Genomic DNA, 17724 nt, shown 5'->3' with positions numbered 1-17724 from the left:
CGGCAACAATAGCCTTATTCGGAAGTGGCACCCTCTAGCGGCGGCGCGCTGGGAGTATGCCTAATGGGGCACTATGCCCCGGGCAGTGCTAGTTGTTCGCTTCCTTGGAGCGGCAGGCCGCTGCAGTAAACAGCACATCGGTAGAGGAATTGAGCGCAGTTTCGGTGGAGTCCTGTACCACGCTGATCACAAAGCCAATCGCCACCGCCTGCATGGCCACTTCCGTGGGAATACCGAACAGGTTGGCGGCCATGGGAATCAGCATCAGTGAACCGCCCGCCACGCCTGAAACGCCGCAGGCCGCCAGCGCTGAAACCACGCAAAGTAGCAGCGCCGTGGGAAAGTCGACGCTAATGCCTAGCGTATGAGTGGTCGCCAGAGTGATGACAGTAATGGTGATGGCTGCGCCACACATATTGATCGTTGCACCCAGCGGAATGGAAATGGAGTAGGTGTCAGGGTCGAGCTTTAGGCGGCGGCAAAGCTCCAGGTTCACGGGGATATTCGCGGCCGAACTGCGGGTGAAAAAGGCAGTAATCGCACTACCGCGCAGGCACGTAAACACCAGGGGATAAGGGTTTTGCCGGGTGGTGAAGTAAACCAGCAGCGGGTTGCTAACCAGCGCGACAAACAGCATACAGCCCACGATCACACCCAGCAGTTGGGCGTAGTTGAGCAGCGACTCAACGCCGGATTCTGCCAGCGTGCCTGCCACTAAACCAAAGATACCCAGCGGCGCTAAACGAATCACCAGTGTCACAATGCGGGTGATCGCTGCGGATAAATCGCTCAATGCTTGGCGGGTGGTATCGCTGGCTTGGCGCAGCATTAAACCCAGGCCGATAGCCCAGGCCAAAATAGCGATAAAGTTAGCCTCCATCAGCGCACTAACCGGGTTGGCAACCGCGTTTAGCAGCAGGTCGCGTAGAACGCTAAAAATATCCCCGGGCGGGTTGCCGTCAACTTGCCCCAAATCTAACGTAAGCTCCGTGGGAAACAGGAAGCTGGCTGCCACTGCAATGAGCGCGGCGATCAGCGTGCCCACCACATAGAGCACCAGCACGGGGCGAATATGGGTGGGTTGACCTTTTTGATGAGCAGAGATCGCAGCGGCTACCAGTACAAACACCAAAATGGGCGCCACTGCCTGCAATGCGGCGATAAAGAGCTGGCCAAGTAGGGCCACGTCGCTTGCAATGCCCGGTGAAAACAGGGCGAGCACTACCCCGGCAACGATACCGATTAAAATCTGCGGGATAAGGCCCAGCCGAATAAGTGGCCGGAAAACGGTGCGGGCGGTGGCGATCATTGCGCAACTCTCAGGTAGTAAAAGGTGGGTGGCGTATCGGCGTTTAGCCGCTAACGCGCCTGAAAGGGGCGGTATTCTATCAGCTACGACCTGCCTCCGTTACTTTTCAGCGACTGTGTTTGGCTTGATAAATACCTCTAACTGATGTCGTTTGCCATCCAGCGGAATGCGTACTTCACCTTGTTGACGGGTCAGTATTCGGCCATCGAGCTGCGCGCTGGGTGCCTCATCGGTGGTGGTAACCTTAACCGCGTAGTGGGTGGCGGCAATGGTTAGCGTTGCGCTAAAACCTGGCCAGTCGTGGGGAAGGCAGGGGGCAATCACCAGCCAGCCACCTTCTCGGCGAATGCCCAGAATGCCCTCCACCCCAGCGCGGTACATCCAGCCCGCTGAGCCTGTGTACCATGTCCAGCCGCCGCGTCCGGTATGAGGCGCAACCGAATAGACATCCGCAGCCACCACATAGGGTTCTACGTGATAACGAGTGACCTCTTCGGTGGTGCGGGCATGATTGATCGGGTTGAGTAGCGCAAAAAGCCCATGCGCTTTGCTGCCCTCGCCGAGCTTTGCAAAGGCGAGAATCGCCCACATTGCGGCGTGGCTATATTGCCCACCGTTCTCGCGCATACCGGGCGGATAGCCGCCGATATAGCCTGGGTCGCGCTGGGGCTGATCGAAGGGGGGCCAGAACAGTAGCGCAAGTTGCTCATCGTGCCTGATCAGCTCACGTTCCAGTGAAGCCATGGCGAGGGCTGCGCGGTGGGGGTCTGCTGCCCCCGAGAGTACCGCCCAGGTCTGGGCAATCGAATCAATTTGGCAGGCGTCGCTCCCTTTACTGCCCAGCCAGCTGCCGTCATCAAAGGTCGCCCGGCGGTACCACTGGCCGTCCCAGGCGTTGCTTTCCAGCGCAATACGCAACGCAGTGATATGGGCACGCCAACGCTCGGCGCGTGGAGTGTCCATTGTGGCTGAGTCCAGTGTGGTTGAGTCCTTAGCCGCTGAAGGCGCTTGCTTTTCGCGCTGCTGGGCAAAGGGTAGAAACAGCTCCAGGGTATGCACCAGCAGCCAGCCAAGCCACACGCTTTCGCCTTCGCCCGCTTCGCCAACGCGGTTCATGCCATCGTTCCAATCGCCGCCACCGATCAACGGTAAGCCGTGCTCGCCGGTTAGATCAATGCTTTGATCCAAGCCTCGGGCGCAGTGCTCAAACAGCGAGGCGGTTTCCCCTGCGATCATCGGCTGAAAAAAACAGTCGTGCTCTTCAGGCGCTAATTCGGCACCTTCCAGAAAACTCACCGTCTCGTCGAGCACGGCGGCGTCGTGGGAAGTGGCAATATAGCGGGCGCAGGCATAAGCCAGCCAGACCCGGTCATCGGAAATACGCGTACGCACCCCTTGGCCGGAGTGGGGCAGCCACCAGTGCTGGACATCGCCTTCGACAAACTGGCGTGAGGCGGCGCGGAGCAGGTGTTGACGAGTGGTTTCGGGGCTGGTGAAGGTTAACGCCATGCCATCCTGTAACTGGTCACGGAAACCATAGGCGCCGCTGGCTTGGTAAAACCCTGAGCGCGCGGTGATTCGGCAGGCAATGGTTTGGTACATTAGCCAGCCGTTAAGCATGATGTCCATGGAGCGGTCAGGGGTGGCCACTTGTACCGCGTTAAGCTGCGTTTGCCAGTGCGCAGTGACCAGTGCGAGCTCCGCGTCAATGTCCGCCTGGCGATACCGCGCGATCAGCGATTTGGCTTCAGCGGTTGAGCTGCTTTGCCCCATCAGTACAACGATATCGACGCTTTCACCTGCCCCTAGCGTTACGCTGCGGTTAAGCGCGGCACAGGGATCCAACCCCGCACCGTGGGTGCCGGAAAGCGGAGCCTGGCTGCGCAGCCCCGCGGGCGCCCCCAGGCTACCGCCGTGGCCGATAAATTCACAGCGGTCAGCCGTCCAGGAAGTTGGTTGGGTGCCGATATCCAGAAACGCTACCCGGCCAGGGAAATTTATATTCCAGGGATTCTCCACCAGCAGCGCGCCGCTATCGGCGTCTGGGTGCGAGATCAGAAAAGGCGCCGAGCCGCTACGTGAAGTCCCTAGCACCCACTCGGCATAAGCCGTCACCGAGAGCTTGCGTAGTCGCCCGGAGTGATTGCTAAGGCGTAGCCGTGAAATCCTTAGCGGGGTCTCTAGGGGCACGAAGTGCAGAAGCTCCAGAGCGATCCCATCCACTTGGTGCTCGAACTGGCTATAGCCGAAGCCGTGTCGTGCCATGTAGCGGCCATGATCCCGCAAAGGTCGGGCAGTCGCGGTGAAGAGCGCCATCGTCTCTTCATCGCGAACATAGATCACATCGCCACTTGGATCCATCACGGGGTCGTTTGACCAGGCTGTGAGCTGGTTTTCGCGGCTGTTATCCGCCCATACATAGCCTGCGCCTTCTGCTGATACCTGAAAGCCGAAGCCTGCGTTGGCGATCACGTTGATCCACGGCGCGGGCGTGGAGCTCCCTGCCTCAAGTACCGTGACGTACTCACGACCATCCTGAGCAAAGCCGCCCAGGCCATTAAAAAACTCAAGCGTTGGGAGTGGCGTTTCGCTGGCATTGAGCGGGGTGTGCCTGGGTAGGGGACGTTTGACCAACGCTTGGGGCGGTGTTGTGGCAAGGCGTGTGGGCAGCGTCAAGGCTAATTGATTCGCTATGCTGCCGCGATGGGCCATTAATGCAACGCAGGCGATCGACTGAAGCTGCATACGTATTTCCAGACTTATTAGGTCGGCACGCAATGCAATCACGGCGCCCTGAGCGAAATCTTTTTTAAGACGAGGTTGTGTTTGGCTGCTAAGCACCGCTGTTTCAATGGCCTGCTGCAGATCCTGAATATAGGAGGAGGAGCGCTCATTGATAATCACCATATCCACGCCCAGCCGCTTCATGCGCCAATATTCGTGGGCACGGAGCAGTTGGCGTACCTGGCCAATGTCATCAATGCTATCAATGCGCATTAAAATTATCGGCAGGTCACCGGAAATGCCGTGTTGCCAGAGTCGCGACTGCGGCCCGGCACCACGCTCAATGGCTTCGGCAGGCGCTCTAAAGCGGGTATCAGGGTAAAGAATTGGCGCGGCAAGACGCTGAAAGTCGGCGGCTTCTTCAGGCTGAATGCCCAAATGGCGAAGCTGCACCTGTGCCTGAGTCCAGGCGAGGGTTTTGGCGCGCTCAAAGGCGCTGCGGTCGTGGTGTTTATCAATTAGATCCATCAGCGCCTCACGGGAGGAGGCGACCACAGTCCAGTAAGCGATTCGGGCCGCTTTGCCGGGGACCACGCGCAGGCAGTAGCGCAGTGCAAAAATAGGATCCAGTACGCTACCAACACTGCTTGAAAGGTGCTGGCCCTCTGCCAGCGCTGAGGCATGCAGCGTACTTCGGCCGCGGCCTAAAAACCGGGCCCGGTCAGTCTCGAACTCCAGCTCGCCCACGGTGTCGCCCTCTACCACCGCAAAGTGAGCCGCCCACACCTGCTCTTCATCGGGTGAGCGCCGCCGCCTTGTGGCGATCAAGGCGTTGAAGGCTTCAAGGTACTCGGTCACCACAAACATTTTGGCGAAAGCGGGGTGCGCATTGTCGGTACTAGGAGCGGTCAAGACTAATTCTAGATAGGAGGTGATCGTGATGTCCCGGGCGTGACGACCGCTGTTGGTGAGCGAAAGGTGGCGAACTTCGCTGTCGTCCTCGCCTGAAACCAGCACCTCCATGTGGCTGGTGATGTCGTCATGACGATGGCTGTAGCGAGCATAATCCTCGGCAAATATCGCATGGCTATGTTCATCGTTAGCGCTGGTTGGGTGTGCCGCCGTCTGCCCAGTGGCTGTCCACACGCCAGGGTGCTTGGCATCGCGCAGAAAAATAAAGCTGCCTAAGTGGTCGCGGGTGGCATCCGGCTGCCAGCGGCTAATGGCTACGTTGCGCCATCTGCTGTAACCACCGCCGGTGGCCGTTAGCATCACCGAGTAGCAGCCGTTGGAGAGTAAATGGGTAACGGGTGCGCCACTGGCTGTTGTTGAAGCACGGCGAATAGTTTGTGCTTCGTTAATCATTTGACTCGCGTTTGACTTCACCTCTTCAGCGCGGGGGTGGGCAATCGCCACGTTACGCGGAACCCGCTCTTGAAGCAGCAGTTCGCTGGCTTGAATCATCGGTTCTCGGTGAAAGCGAGCGCGCATCTGGCCGTGATGCAGGGTGTTAGCAATAGCCGCGATGGTCATGCCCTGATGGTGGGCCATAAAGCTGCGCACAATCACCACTTTCTCACCTGCGGGTAGCCGCGAGCGAGTGAAATCGAGTGCTTCATAGAAGCCATAGCGGCCTACTGCACCCATCTCCGCCAAGCGTTTGAAATTACGACAGGCGCCGTTGGGGTCAACCATGGCGGCTAATCCGGTGGCGTAGGGTGCGATCACCAGATCAGCAGAGAGCCCTCGCTTGAGCCCCAGCCCCGGCACCCCAAAATTAGAGTATTGATAGGTGAACTCCCGATCACGGGCATTATAAGCGGATTCGGAAATACCCCAAGGGGCGGAGAGCTGGGCAGCGTAGGTCTCTTGACGCTTTACCACTAGCCGGTTGGTTTGCTCCAGCAGGCTGCCCCCAGGGGCGCGCATCACCAGCGAGGGCATCAGGTATTCAAACATCGATCCCGACCAGGAGATCAATGCCGAGCCAAAGGTGACCGGGGTGGCAGCACGGCCGAGTTTGAACCAGTGGCGGGTGGGAATATCGCCTTTGGCAATTGCAAACAGGCTAGCCAGGCGCGCCTCAGAGGCCAGCAGGTCGTAGCAGCTGGTATCCAGGCAGTTGTCATCCAGCGAATAACCAATCGATAGCAGTTGACGCTCGCTATCGAGTAGAAAGGCGAAATCCATGCCCAGTGCCAGGCGTCGCGCCGAGTCCGCAAGCTGCTGCAGGCGTAGGGCGAGTGCACCCTCTTCAAGGTTTGGCTGGGATTCCCTGTCATGGCGGTGTTGCGCCACTGAGGCGTGCAGTGCTTGCAACCAAAACAGCAGGTCTTCGCTGTATGGGTCGTTATGCTCGCTGAGAGGAGTGCGCGAAAGCGTTAACGTACTATCCGTCAATGCGGCGATAGTTGCCAAGCATCCCGTCGACATCACTTTGCCTTTCAACTGAGCGTCTATGGCCTCCAACTGCACGCTAAGCTGAGCCGTGAACTCTTTCGACAAAGTGGATGCTTGTTTAAGTGTCTGACGGGCCAGGTTTAGGGTGTCGGCAATGCCTTCGCGTGGGTCAGCTAGATAGCCTGCCGTCTGCCAGGTTTCGCAGGCATTGGCGATAGCGATAAGGTGCCCTGCAAGGTTGCCGCTATCCACCGTTGACACATACCGGGGGTTAAGCGGGCGCAGGTCGTGGGTGGCGTACCAGTTATAGAAGTGCCCCCGGTAGCGGGGTAGTCCCAGCATCACGCCCAGGGTGGCTTCGAGTCGCTCAAGCGTCTCATGGGTACCTGTCCAGCCGAAATCCCGTGCCGCCAGGGTGGAGAGTAGATAGAGCCCCATATTGGTCGGCGAGGTGCGCTGGGCGAGGGCGGGCTGAGGATCCTCCTGAAAGTTATCCGGCGGTAAGCGGTTATCGGTGGCAGTCACGAAGGTTTCGAAAAAGCGCCAGGTTCGCCGAGCAATAACCCGTAGCTCAAGGGCTTCTTCTTCTGAGATGGTGGGTTGGACAACGGCGCTTGTGCTGCTGCTTAACCAAGAAGCCACTGCTGGTGCCGCCAACCAAAGCAGTGCCATGGGAAGTGTGATTGGCCATGTGTGGCTGGCTGTCCAGAGTGCACTGATAACCACCGCTAGCCCCAGTGCGGTGCCTGGGGCCATGCGCTGATAGAATCCCAGTACGGTCAGCGGCGGGCTTTTCATCGACTGGGCGGCAGATGTCCACTCCAGTAGACGCCGGTGGGTGACCAGTACGCGGGCGAGCGTTCTGGCGATGGCATCCAGCATGCGCCATGCTTGGTCAGGTAAAAACAGGATCAGTAGCAGCATTTGTGCGCTACCCAGCTTTAGCTCGTCAAACCAAAGGTGGTAGTGGTGGCGTAGTCTAGACCACGCCCGGAAGGGAACGAATGAGGCCGTTAGGGAGAGCAACACCGGTGCCCCGACAACGGCCAGTAGTAGCAGTGTACTGGTAATAGCCATGCTCAGCGGCAACTGCCAGCTAACCGCAAGGCTTGCCAACACTAATAGTGGCGTTACCGAGCGGCGCAGGTTGCCGAGCATTTTCATCCGCCCAGTGAGCGGCAGCGCCGAGGCGATTAGCCAAGGGAGCAGTTGCCAATCACCGCGTGTCCAGCGGTGCTGGCGCTTGGCGGCTACATCATAGCGGGCCGGGAAGTCTTCAATCACTTCGATATCGGAGGCGAGTCCCGCACGGGCAAATACACCTTCGAACAAATCGTGGCTGAGCAGGCTATTGTCGGGCACCCGGCCAGCCAGCGAGGCTTCAAAGGCATCGATCGCGTAAATACCTTTACCGGCGAACGAGCCTTCACCGACCAGATCCTGATAGAGATCTGAAATAGCGGCGGCGTAAGGGTCGATGCCCCCAGGCGCGGAGAATAGCCGCTGGTAGATAGAACCTTCGCCCCCTGTGGGCAGCGACGGCGTCACTCGAGGCTGCAATATTGCATACCCCTCCACGACCCGGCGTAGCTGTTGATCCATTCGTGGCTGGTTTAACGGATGCGCCATTTTACCGATCAACCGGCTGGCTGCGCCCCGTGGCAGGCGAGTGTCGGCATCTAGAGTGATGACGTAGCGCACGTCACTGGGTAGTGGCGGCGGCTCGATAAAGGTGGTGTCCGTGGCGCCACGTAGTAGGCGGTTTAGCTCGTGTAGCTTGCCCCGCTTACGCTCCCACCCCATCCAGGTATTCTCGCTGGCGTTAAATACCCGCCGCCGATGAAGCAGAAAGAAGCGTTTATCGCTATCCAGGGCGAGAGGACAATAACGCTTATTTAACTGCTCCACCGCTGCTTGGGCAGCCGTTAACAGCGCGGCCTCATGGGGGAGTTCCGCTTGGGGGGCATCCACGCCGTCAAGCAGCAGCGCATAGCCAAGCGCCCCCTCACCGCTGGACAAGTGGTGCACTTCAAGACGCTCAATCTGTTCGCGCAGATCTTCTTCGCTGGTCAGCAGCGTAGGCACCGCCACAAGGGTTCTTAACTGTGGCGGAATGCCTTTGGCAAGGTCGAGCCCAGGCAGCGGTTGAGCGTCGATAGAGTAGATAATCAGGCGGTTCACGATCAGCGTCGCGACTTCCATAATGGGCAGGAAACCGAACGCCCCTAGCAGCATAAGCCAGGGTAACGGTACATCACCCATCGCCAGCGGCAACGAAAGCAGCAGCCCGCCGGCCAGCGTCATCAGGCTCACCGTCACTACGGCCATCAGTACGATATAGCTGCGAATGCCGTGGTGAATGAGTGTCCGGCGCAGCCATTGGCGTGAGGAGGGGGTAAATCGTATCTGCCGCTCAAGGGTTATCCGCCCTGAGCCCACCAAGAAGTAGCCAGGGTCTCCCCGGCGTGCAGCTTCGGCCGGGTCGCTGGTGGCGTCCCCTGCCTGCTGGGAGAGTGAGAGCGCCGCTTCGACTACCTCAAACTCGCTGAAACGAGAGCCACGGGCGAGTTGTTCTATGGCGCTGCGATACTGATTGCGGGTGGGGAAATCGAGCTGGCTGAAGTGGCTTTGCTGGCGTAACCGGCTATCCACTAAACTAACGTTCTCAAACAGCTCCGCCCAGTCGATGCTGGAAACGAAGCGCATGCTGGTGATGATATTGCGCACGGTTACGTTGGCGGCGCCTTGGCGCTGCTGAGCGTGCTGAACCATGTCGTCAATGCTTTCACCCTGCTGGCTAAGTTGCTCGTTTAGCCAACCTACCAGCGGGCTGCAGCGGGGGTCTAAGCCGCGTAGCCGCTTAGCGAGCTGAGCGGTGAAGGGCTCTGCTAATGGCCCTTTATGAATATTGAGCGTGCTGGTTTCCAAGTGAAAGGTATGACGTTCCTGGGAGGTTTGCCGATCCGTGGGCGTTAGCCATTTAGCGGCCAATGCATCGGCTTCGTCCCTTGCGGTTTGTTCGCTGATAATTTGGTCGGCAAGGCGTCGCAGGTTCTCGATCAGCACAATGCGTAGCGTGATCGCCACTGCCCAGAGCTCGCCAATGGTCAATGACTGAACGCGCTGATAAGCGGTGATAAAGTTCTGCAAATTATCCAGGTCGACATGGCTGTCGGTATGCGCCACAAAGGCCCAGGCGATACCGAATACACGCGGGTAGCCCGCAAAAGGCCCGTTGGCTAACTTCGGTAGCTGGCGGTAATACCCAGGGGGGAGGTCGCTGCGTATCTCACGAATTTGCGCTTCAATTAGGTGGTAATTATCGAGCAGCCAAGCGGCGGCAGGCACAATTTCTCGCCCACCTGCCAGCGCTGTGGCACTGGCGCGGTAAACGTCCAGCAAAGCGCGCGCGTTATCGTTGAGCCGTCTTGCTAACGAAACTACCTTGGGTGGCGTGCTGGTCACTGATTGGTTAAGCGCCAAGCTGCCGGCGTGCTGTTCAAGTCGCTCTGCGCTGAAGAGCTCTTCCCTGACGGGGCTAGTCGAGTTCCACGGCGCTGCAAACGTAGGGTGCGGACGCACAAAACGGAGAAGTTGTTTCACAGATTCCATCCTGGTGAGAATGCACCTCGGTGCACCAACGATGCTTCCTTACCAGAACAATGGTCGTGATGTGAGATTTCGTCCGTGCGCTAGCGCACATTGCGCTTATGTCACTGTTAGTATTTGCGCATAGTTAAACTAAAGTTGTTAGACTTTGGTTGTAATTAATGGCAAATCACTGGACTAATTGCCTATTGCAGTTAATAAAGGGCGCCAAAGGAGGTTCCGTGTCGCCCATCGTGCGGCATATATATCGGAATGTTGATCCTCGATTTGTTCTTTTCACTCTGACCGTAAGTGGCGCAAATTGTATGCATAAAACTGCCCTGATGACGGTATGGGATCAGCTATGGCACTCCCACTACCAAGCCAAAAAACTATTGATGTGCGCGCTACCTACGGGCGGGGCCGCCAACGCCGCGGCTTCGAATACCAAGCGTAATCCTTCCCCTCAACCTAAGCCGCCTGCCTACACCACGCCGCAGAAGATTGGCCTGTTGCTTGGTCCGCTGCTGTTCGCTTTTGTGGTGATGTTCTTTCACCCTGAAGACTTAAGCTTTGAAGGGCGTATGGTGCTCGCTACCACTCTGTGGGTGGCCGTATGGTGGATCACCGAAGCTATTCCGATTCCCGCGACCTCGTTGCTACCCATTGTGCTTTTACCGATTACCGGCGCTTTGGATGGCAATACCGTTACGGCCGCCTACGGTAATCCGATCATTTTCCTGTTTCTGGGCGGTTTTATGATCGCGCTGGCAATGGAGCGATGGGATCTTCACAAGCGTATCGCGCTGTCGATTATTGCCGTGTTGGGCACCAGTATTAATAGCATCGTGTTTGGTTTTATGGCCGCGACGGGCTTTTTGTCCATGTGGGTCTCCAACACCGCATCGGTCATGATGATGCTGCCGATCGGTACCGCTATCGTGTATCAGGTGAGTCAAGAGCTGGCGAAAAGTGACGGCGACCACAGTGTCGAAATCGATAAGTTCAGCAAAGCGCTGATTTTTGGTATCGGTTATGGCGGTACCATTGGGGGCCTGGGCACGCTCATTGGAACCCCTCCGAATATCATACTCGCCGCAATTGTAAATCAGCTGTTTGGCATTGAGATCTCCTTTGCCGGTTGGCTCATGTTTGCATTTCCCATTGTGTGTGTACTGCTAGTTATCACCTGGCTGCTACTTACGCGGGTGTTTTTCCGCATTGACTTTAGTCACCTACCAGGTGGCCGAGAGCTGATTAACAAAGAAAAAGCGGCGCTGGGTAACACCAGCTTCGAAGAGAAAGCGGTGCTGGTGGTGTTTTTGTTCGCTGCCTTTATGTGGATCACCCGCTCGTTCTTGTGGCAGGGGCAGATCATCAATATCCCCGGCATCAATGACACCATGATCGCGATTGTCGCTGCGCTGCTGCTGTTTTTGATTCCCTCCAAAAATCAAGGTGGCTGCCTACTGGGCTGGGACGTGGCGAAAGACGTACCCTGGGGCATTCTGCTGTTGTTCGGAGGTGGTTTGGCAATTGCCGCAGGCTTCGGCTCTTCCGGCCTGGCGGAGTGGATCGGGGGGCAAATGAGCGTGCTGGAAGGCGCCAACTTCCTGTTGGTCATCCTGCTGGCGACCGGCATGGTGCTGTTCTTGACCGAAATCACCTCGAATACCGCCACGGCCACCATGATTCTGCCGGTGTTGGCGTCGCTGGCGCTGGCGCTGGATATCCACCCCTTCGTGCTGATGGTGCCCGCCGCCATGGCCGCCAACTGTGCCTTTATGCTACCTGTTGGTACGCCGCCCAACGCCATCATCTTCGCCACTGGCAAACTGAAAATTATCGAGATGGTGCGCACCGGCTTCTGGATCAACATCATCGCCATGCTGCTGATTGTGGCGGCGGTTTACTTCCTACTGCCGGTCATGTGGGGAGTTGATCTCACCAGCTATCCAGACGCCTTCCGACGCTAGCGCTTGTTGAGCCTAGAGCCTTTAGAGAAACGATTAGCCCTGCCATTGAGCGGGGCTTTTTGTCGGTCGTTTATGTAGGTGAGGAGTTTTGTGGGTAGATTGAGTATCGGGTTGTTATCATGCCGCTACACTATTTTTTGCTGAGCCTGTTATGCGTCTACTTCACACCGCCGATTGGCACCTGGGGCGGCTGTTCCACAACCTGTCGTTACTGGATGATCAGCGCGATGTGCTCGACCAGCTTATCGAGATTGTCGACCGGGAAAACGTCGATGCGGTGCTGATTGCGGGCGATATCTACGACCGTTCGGTGCCGCCTGCGGCGGCGGTAACGCTGCTGGATGAGGTGCTCCACGCGCTCTGCGAGGAGCGCAAGCTGCCGGTGATCATGATTTCAGGTAACCACGATGGTGCTGAGCGGCTTCGTTTCGGCGCGCGCCACCTGCGTCAGGCCGGTCTGCATATTCTTTCCGACTTAGCTGATTTTGACACACCTGTAACGCTGACGATTAAGGGCGCTGAGATGGATGTGTTCGGCATTCCCTACGCCGACCCCGAACATGTTCGCAGCCAGTTTAACGTGGAGGTGCGCGATTTTGACGGCTCCCACCGCTATTTGGTTGAGCGCATCGAAGAGCAGCGTCACCCGACACGCCCGTGCATATTGATGAGCCACTGCTTTGTGGATGGCGGCAGCGCCTCTGATTCTGAACGCCCGCTGACCCTGGGCGGTGCCGAAAGCGTCGCCTGGGAGCCTATGCAAGGCTTTGACTATGTGGCGCTTGGCCACCTTCACGGCCCCCAGTACCGCGGCGGCGAGCATATTCGTTACAGCGGCTCGCTGCTCAAATATAGCTTTTCCGAAGCCAGCCAGCGTAAAGGCGTGACGCTGGTGGATTTTGATGCGAGCGGCGTCACCAAGATCGAGCAGATACCCCTCATACCCAGTCGTGAAGTTCGCGTATTAGAGGGCGAGATCGATGCGTTGATTGCCCAGGGGCGAACGGATGCCAATGCCGACGACTATCTGCTGGTGCGGTTAACCGATCGCCACGCCATTCTCGACCCCATGGGCAAGTTGCGTGAGGTGTATCCCAACGTGCTACATCTCGAGAAGCCCGGCATGCTGGATGCCCAGGGTAATCAGCAGCTTGACCGTGAGCGGCTGAAGTTCAGCGCACTGGATATGTTCAGTGACTTTTTCGCCCAAACCAGCGGTGAGCCCATGACCGACCAACAAGCCGAGGCGATAAGCGAACTGATAGGCGAGCTTAGTCGTGACGAAGAGGCTCAGGGATGACACCTCTAACCCTTACCATGCAGGCGTTCGGGCCCTTTGCGGGCAGTGAGACCATCGACTTCACCGCGCTGGGAAGAAGCCCACTGTTTTTGATTAATGGCCCTACCGGCGCCGGTAAAAGCTCGATTCTTGATGCCATCTGTTTTGCGCTTTACGGCCAAACCACGGGCAATGAACGCGATCCGGCGCAGATGCGTTGCGACCAGGCTGACGCTTCGCTGCTAACGGAAGTGACGCTGGATTTTCGCCTGCGCGGCGTGGATTACCGGGTTCGCCGGGTGCCCCAGCAGGAGCGCCCCAAGGCTCGCGGCGAAGGGACGACCACCCATAATGCAGAAGCCCAGCTGTGGCGATTAAAGGCAGAGGGTGAAGTGGAATCCTGCCTGGTAGCACGCAAGGTCAATGATGCCACCGCGGAGTTGCAAACCCTGATCGGCCTGGATGCCAACCAGTTTCGTCAGGTGATGGTGCTACCCCAGGGCAAGTTTCGTGAACTGCTGCTGGCAGGCTCCAAAGAGCGCGAAGTGATTTTTTCCCAGCTGTTTCAAACCCAGATTTTTCAGCGCATCGAAGAGCGTCTGCGCACCCAGGCCAATCAAATCGAGCGGGCAGTGAGTGATCATCGCCAGCATATCAGCGGCATACTCGCCGGGGGGGAGCTTGAGAGCGAAGCCGCGTTGGCGCAAGAGCTTGAAGCGCTGACACCCCAGGTAGACCAAGCGCGGCAACGCTTTGAAACCGCGCAGCAGCAGCGCCGTAGCGCCGAAAAACAGCGCGATGAGGCGTTGGCGCTGCAGCGGCAATTCGAGGCTCGCGATACGCTGGCGGCGGATAAAGCCCGTCATCTTGAGCAGCACACACAGATAGTAAGCACTCAGGAGCGCTTAGCGCAAAGCACCCACGCCCAGGCGCTGCGCCCACAGAGAGCTGCCTTAGACCAAGCGCAGCAGGCGTTGACCACCGCCCAGGCCGAGCAGCGACAGGCGCAAGCCGAATTAGCCACTCAACGTACTCACGCCGAACAGGCGCAGCAGGCGTTAGAAGTAGCACGCCAGCGTCAGGCAGAGCTCCCCACGCTCCGTGAACGGCATCGCCAATTGGGCGAATTTATTCATAAAAGCCAGCAGTTAAGCGAGTTGCAGGCGCTTTTTCAAACGGCGCAGGCCTCCTGGCAACAAGCCGATAGTGCGCTCAAGCGTGATGAGGCGCAGCTAGATAACATTCGCCAGCAGGGCGAAGCGATTAGCGTTAATCTGGAACGCTTACAGACAGAATTTCAGCAACTGGCCAGCGCCCCCGCTGAGCTAAGCCGCCATAACGACCTGCTGACCCAGCGCCAAGAGCTGGATGAGCTCGCCCGGCAAGCGCGTGAGTTAACCAGCCAACAGCAGCAGGCAACGGAGGCACTCAACCGTCAGCAAAGCGAAGCAGAACGAGCGCAACGCCACGCCACTGAGCAGGAGATGCGCTGGCACCAGGGGCAGGCCGCGCTGTTGGCGCTCACCCTTGAGCAGGATATCCCTTGCCCGGTGTGCGGCAGCCTGGAGCATCCAGCCCCAGCGGTTAACAGTGCCGAGCTGGTCACTCAGGCGCAGGTTGAAGAAGCCAGGGCGGCACAAGAGCAGGCTCGTCAAGCACAACAGAGCGCCGAGCGTCACCACCATCAGCTCACTCAGCAGATTAACTACAACACAGAGCAGACCCAGCGGCTTGCCCAACAGCTGGGCGAGTGGGCTAGCCAACCGCTGGCTGAGCTGCAAAATGCCTGCGAAGGCTTGCGCCGCCAAGTGCAGCGCCGGGAAAGCGTTGAACGTGAGATTAGCCAGCAGACCACCGCTCGCGAAGCGCTGCGCCGCGAGTGGGGCGCGCTGGATAAGCAGCTTAAAGCCCAGCTGCCCGCGGTGGAGAAGGCGAAAGAGGAGGCGCTGCGCCTGGAGAGTCAGCGCGATCAGCTGAGCCAATCGCTGCCGGAAGATGCCCGAGACCCTGAGGCAATGCGCCAAACCCTCACTGAGCTTGAGCACCAGATCGCACAGCTCGAAAAAGCCTGGGAGAATGCTCAGCAAGAACTCTCGACCAGCCAAACCCAGCTGGCGCGGGCGGAAGAGCAGCTACGCGGCGCGAACGAGCGAATCGAACGCAGCGAGCAGTCGTTACAGCAGGTGCAAGCTGAGTGGCAAGCCGCTCTGCAGGATAGCCCCTTTGAAGATGAAGCGGCGTTTCAGGCTGCGCAGTTAGATGATAACCAACAGCAAGAGTTGACTCGCCAAGTAGAGGCGTACCAACGCCGCCAGGCCGAGCTTGAAGGCGCGCTGGAGAACTACCAAACCCAGCTTGCGGAAAAAACGCCGCCGAATATGGCCGCGTTGACCAGCCTAACCGAGGCGGCCCAGGTCGAAGAGAACACCCAGCTAGAGGCGTGGCGGGGGCTGGATGGGAGGCTGACCACGCTGCGCGGTATTCGTCAAAAGCTTGCGACTGCCCACAGGGCGCAGGCAGAGCTCGAAGCCCAGTATCAGCTGTGGGGCACGCTCAGCGAGGTCGCTAATGGTCGTACGGGGCACCGTATTAGCCTGCAGCGCTTTGTGCTGGGTGTGCTGCTGGATGACGTATTGATTCAAGCTTCGGAGCGTTTGGTGCGCATGAGCCGCGGGCGTTATCAGTTGGTGCGTCGGGAAGATCCCTCCAAAGGTAACAGAGCGTCGGGTCTGGAGCTTGATGTGGCCGACACCTACACCGGCAAGAACCGTTCGGTAGCGACACTCTCCGGCGGGGAGTCTTTTATGGCCGCGCTCTCGCTGGCGCTAGGGCTCTCGGATGTAGTGCAGGCGTACGCTGGCGGCATTCAACTGGATACGCTATTTATCGATGAGGGCTTTGGCAGCCTGGATCAGGATGCGCTGGATCAAGCGATTGCCATGCTCAGCGAACTGCAAATGGGCGGGCGCATGATTGGGGTGATCTCCCATGTCAGCGAACTCAAAGAGCAAATGCCAGTTCGTATAGACGTAAGTGCCAGCCGCCACGGGAGCTCTGTGGAAGTAAAGGGCGTACTTCTTTAACGCCGCATGGCCGAGTGCTAGCAGTTTTCTTACAAGGCCTGGTTCATGCTGGGTTCATATAGAATGTTTTATAAAGTGAATGAATCGTCAAGCGAGCCCTAAAGATACTATCTACTTAGGAGTACAAGGATGAACGCAAGCAAAATTTTACAGCAACTGATGCAGCAAGCTGGCGGAAGCCAGAAGGGCGGCAGTGGCAGTGGTGTTGATGTTAAAGGCATGCTGAGTGGGCTCTCTAAGCAGCTAGGTGGTGGCAGTAGTAGCGGTCAAGGTGGCGGCTCCTCCAGTAGCTTTGATATGAAAAGCCTGCTCGGTGGCGGTGCCATGGGTTTACTGGTGGGTTCCAAACGTGGCCGTAGCATGGGCGGCAAAGCACTAAAATACGGCGCCATTGCTGGGGTGGGCGTGCTGGCATGGAAAGCGTGGCAGAGCTCCCAGGCGGCAAAAAATGGCAATGCGCAGCAAAATACGGCCCAGAATGCGCCAGAGGGCGAGCGAGTAGAAGTGCTTAGCGGTGAGTATCAGGAGCGCCGCAGCCTGGAGTTACTGCAGGCGATGATTATGGCTGCCCGGGCCGATGGCCATATTGATGAGCAGGAGCAGGCGCTGATTACCGAGCAGATTGATGCCCTGGGTGCCGACCAGGAGATGCATAACTGGGTGGAGCAGCAGCTAAAAGCACCGCTGGATGCCCAAGCGTTGGCCCGCGAAGCGGACTCCCCTCAAGCGGCCCGGGAAATGTACCTGATCAGCGTGGCCGTGACCGATGATCAAAACCCCATGGAGCGTGCCTGGCTTGATCAGTTGGGCAATGCACTTAACTTACCCAAAGAGATGACTGACGAACTTGAGCGTCAAGCGCAGCAGGCGGGTTAATGCTGGATACGGTTAATTTTTGGCTAGCTACCGGCTTTGGCCTGGGGCTAGCGCCGATGGCGCCGGGTACCTTCGGCTCGCTGCTGGGCATCCCCCTGGCGTGGTGGCTGTTAAGCCGCCCGCTAGGTCAACAAGGCGCTATCATGGCAGCTCTGCTGCTACTTGCGATACCGGTTTGCCACATCGCCGCCTGGCACTATGACGGTTTGGATCATGGCAGCATCGTCGCTGATGAGTACTTTGCGTTCCCGCTGGCGGTCATCGGGTTGCAAGCTGCGCGTCACCCGCTGGTTATGGCGTTGGCATTCGTTGTCTACCGCTTTTTCGATGCGCTGAAGCCGCCGCCGATTCATCTGGCAGAGTATGTTCATGGCGGTTTTGGCATTGTTTTGGATGATGTTATCGCGGCGTTGGTGACCTGGGTGGTGATTGCTATTGGGCTGAAGCTTTGGCAGCGTCGAACCTCTGGGCAACAGTTAAACTCGTAAT

General features: G+C 58.1%; 7 protein-coding genes. 5 read left to right on the top strand and 2 right to left on the bottom strand.

The window, feature by feature from the left end:
* Positions 1-88 precede the first annotated feature (88 nt).
* Positions 89-1309 (bottom strand): serine/threonine transporter SstT, encoded by a 1221-nt coding sequence (gene sstT / locus HALTITAN_RS21385; RefSeq protein WP_009288341.1) that lies wholly within the window; start codon positions 1307-1309, stop codon positions 89-91.
* Positions 1310-1408: 99 nt separating this feature from the next.
* A complete protein-coding gene (locus HALTITAN_RS21380) occupies positions 1409-10045 on the bottom strand; it encodes a glycoside hydrolase family 94 protein (protein WP_039860493.1) in 8637 nt (2878 codons plus the stop codon).
* A 302-nt stretch (positions 10046-10347) separates the two neighbouring features.
* Between HALTITAN_RS21380 and HALTITAN_RS21375 the strand changes: the two genes are divergently transcribed.
* From HALTITAN_RS21375 to HALTITAN_RS21355, 5 genes are all read left to right on the top strand, one after another.
* Positions 10348-11997, top strand: coding sequence for a DASS family sodium-coupled anion symporter (locus HALTITAN_RS21375; RefSeq protein ID WP_230803548.1), 1650 nt, complete (start codon positions 10348-10350; stop codon positions 11995-11997).
* A gap of 151 nt (positions 11998-12148) precedes the next feature.
* Positions 12149-13297, top strand: coding sequence for an exonuclease SbcCD subunit D (locus HALTITAN_RS21370; RefSeq protein ID WP_009288339.1), 1149 nt, complete (start codon positions 12149-12151; stop codon positions 13295-13297).
* On the top strand, positions 13294-16359 hold the full coding sequence (locus HALTITAN_RS21365; RefSeq protein WP_039860492.1) for an AAA family ATPase: 3066 nt from the start codon (positions 13294-13296) through the stop codon (positions 16357-16359). Before HALTITAN_RS21370 ends, HALTITAN_RS21365 begins: the two co-directional genes overlap by 4 nt.
* Positions 16360-16488: 129 nt before the next feature.
* The gene (locus HALTITAN_RS21360; protein WP_009288338.1) at positions 16489-17235 is read left to right on the top strand and encodes a tellurite resistance TerB family protein; all 747 of its coding nucleotides are present in this window, start codon (positions 16489-16491) and stop codon (positions 17233-17235) included.
* Positions 17235-17723 (top strand): phosphatidylglycerophosphatase A family protein, encoded by a 489-nt coding sequence (locus HALTITAN_RS21355; protein WP_009288337.1) that lies wholly within the window; start codon positions 17235-17237, stop codon positions 17721-17723. Before HALTITAN_RS21360 ends, HALTITAN_RS21355 begins: the two co-directional genes overlap by 1 nt.
* The last annotated feature ends 1 nt before the right edge of the window (position 17724 follow it).

The sequence above is a fragment of the Vreelandella titanicae BH1 genome, from assembly GCF_000336575.1.
Taxonomy (GTDB): Bacteria; Pseudomonadota; Gammaproteobacteria; order Pseudomonadales; family Halomonadaceae; genus Vreelandella; species Vreelandella titanicae.
Note: the sequence above shows the minus strand (reverse complement) of the source record. Positions and strands in the feature narration are given on the sequence as shown.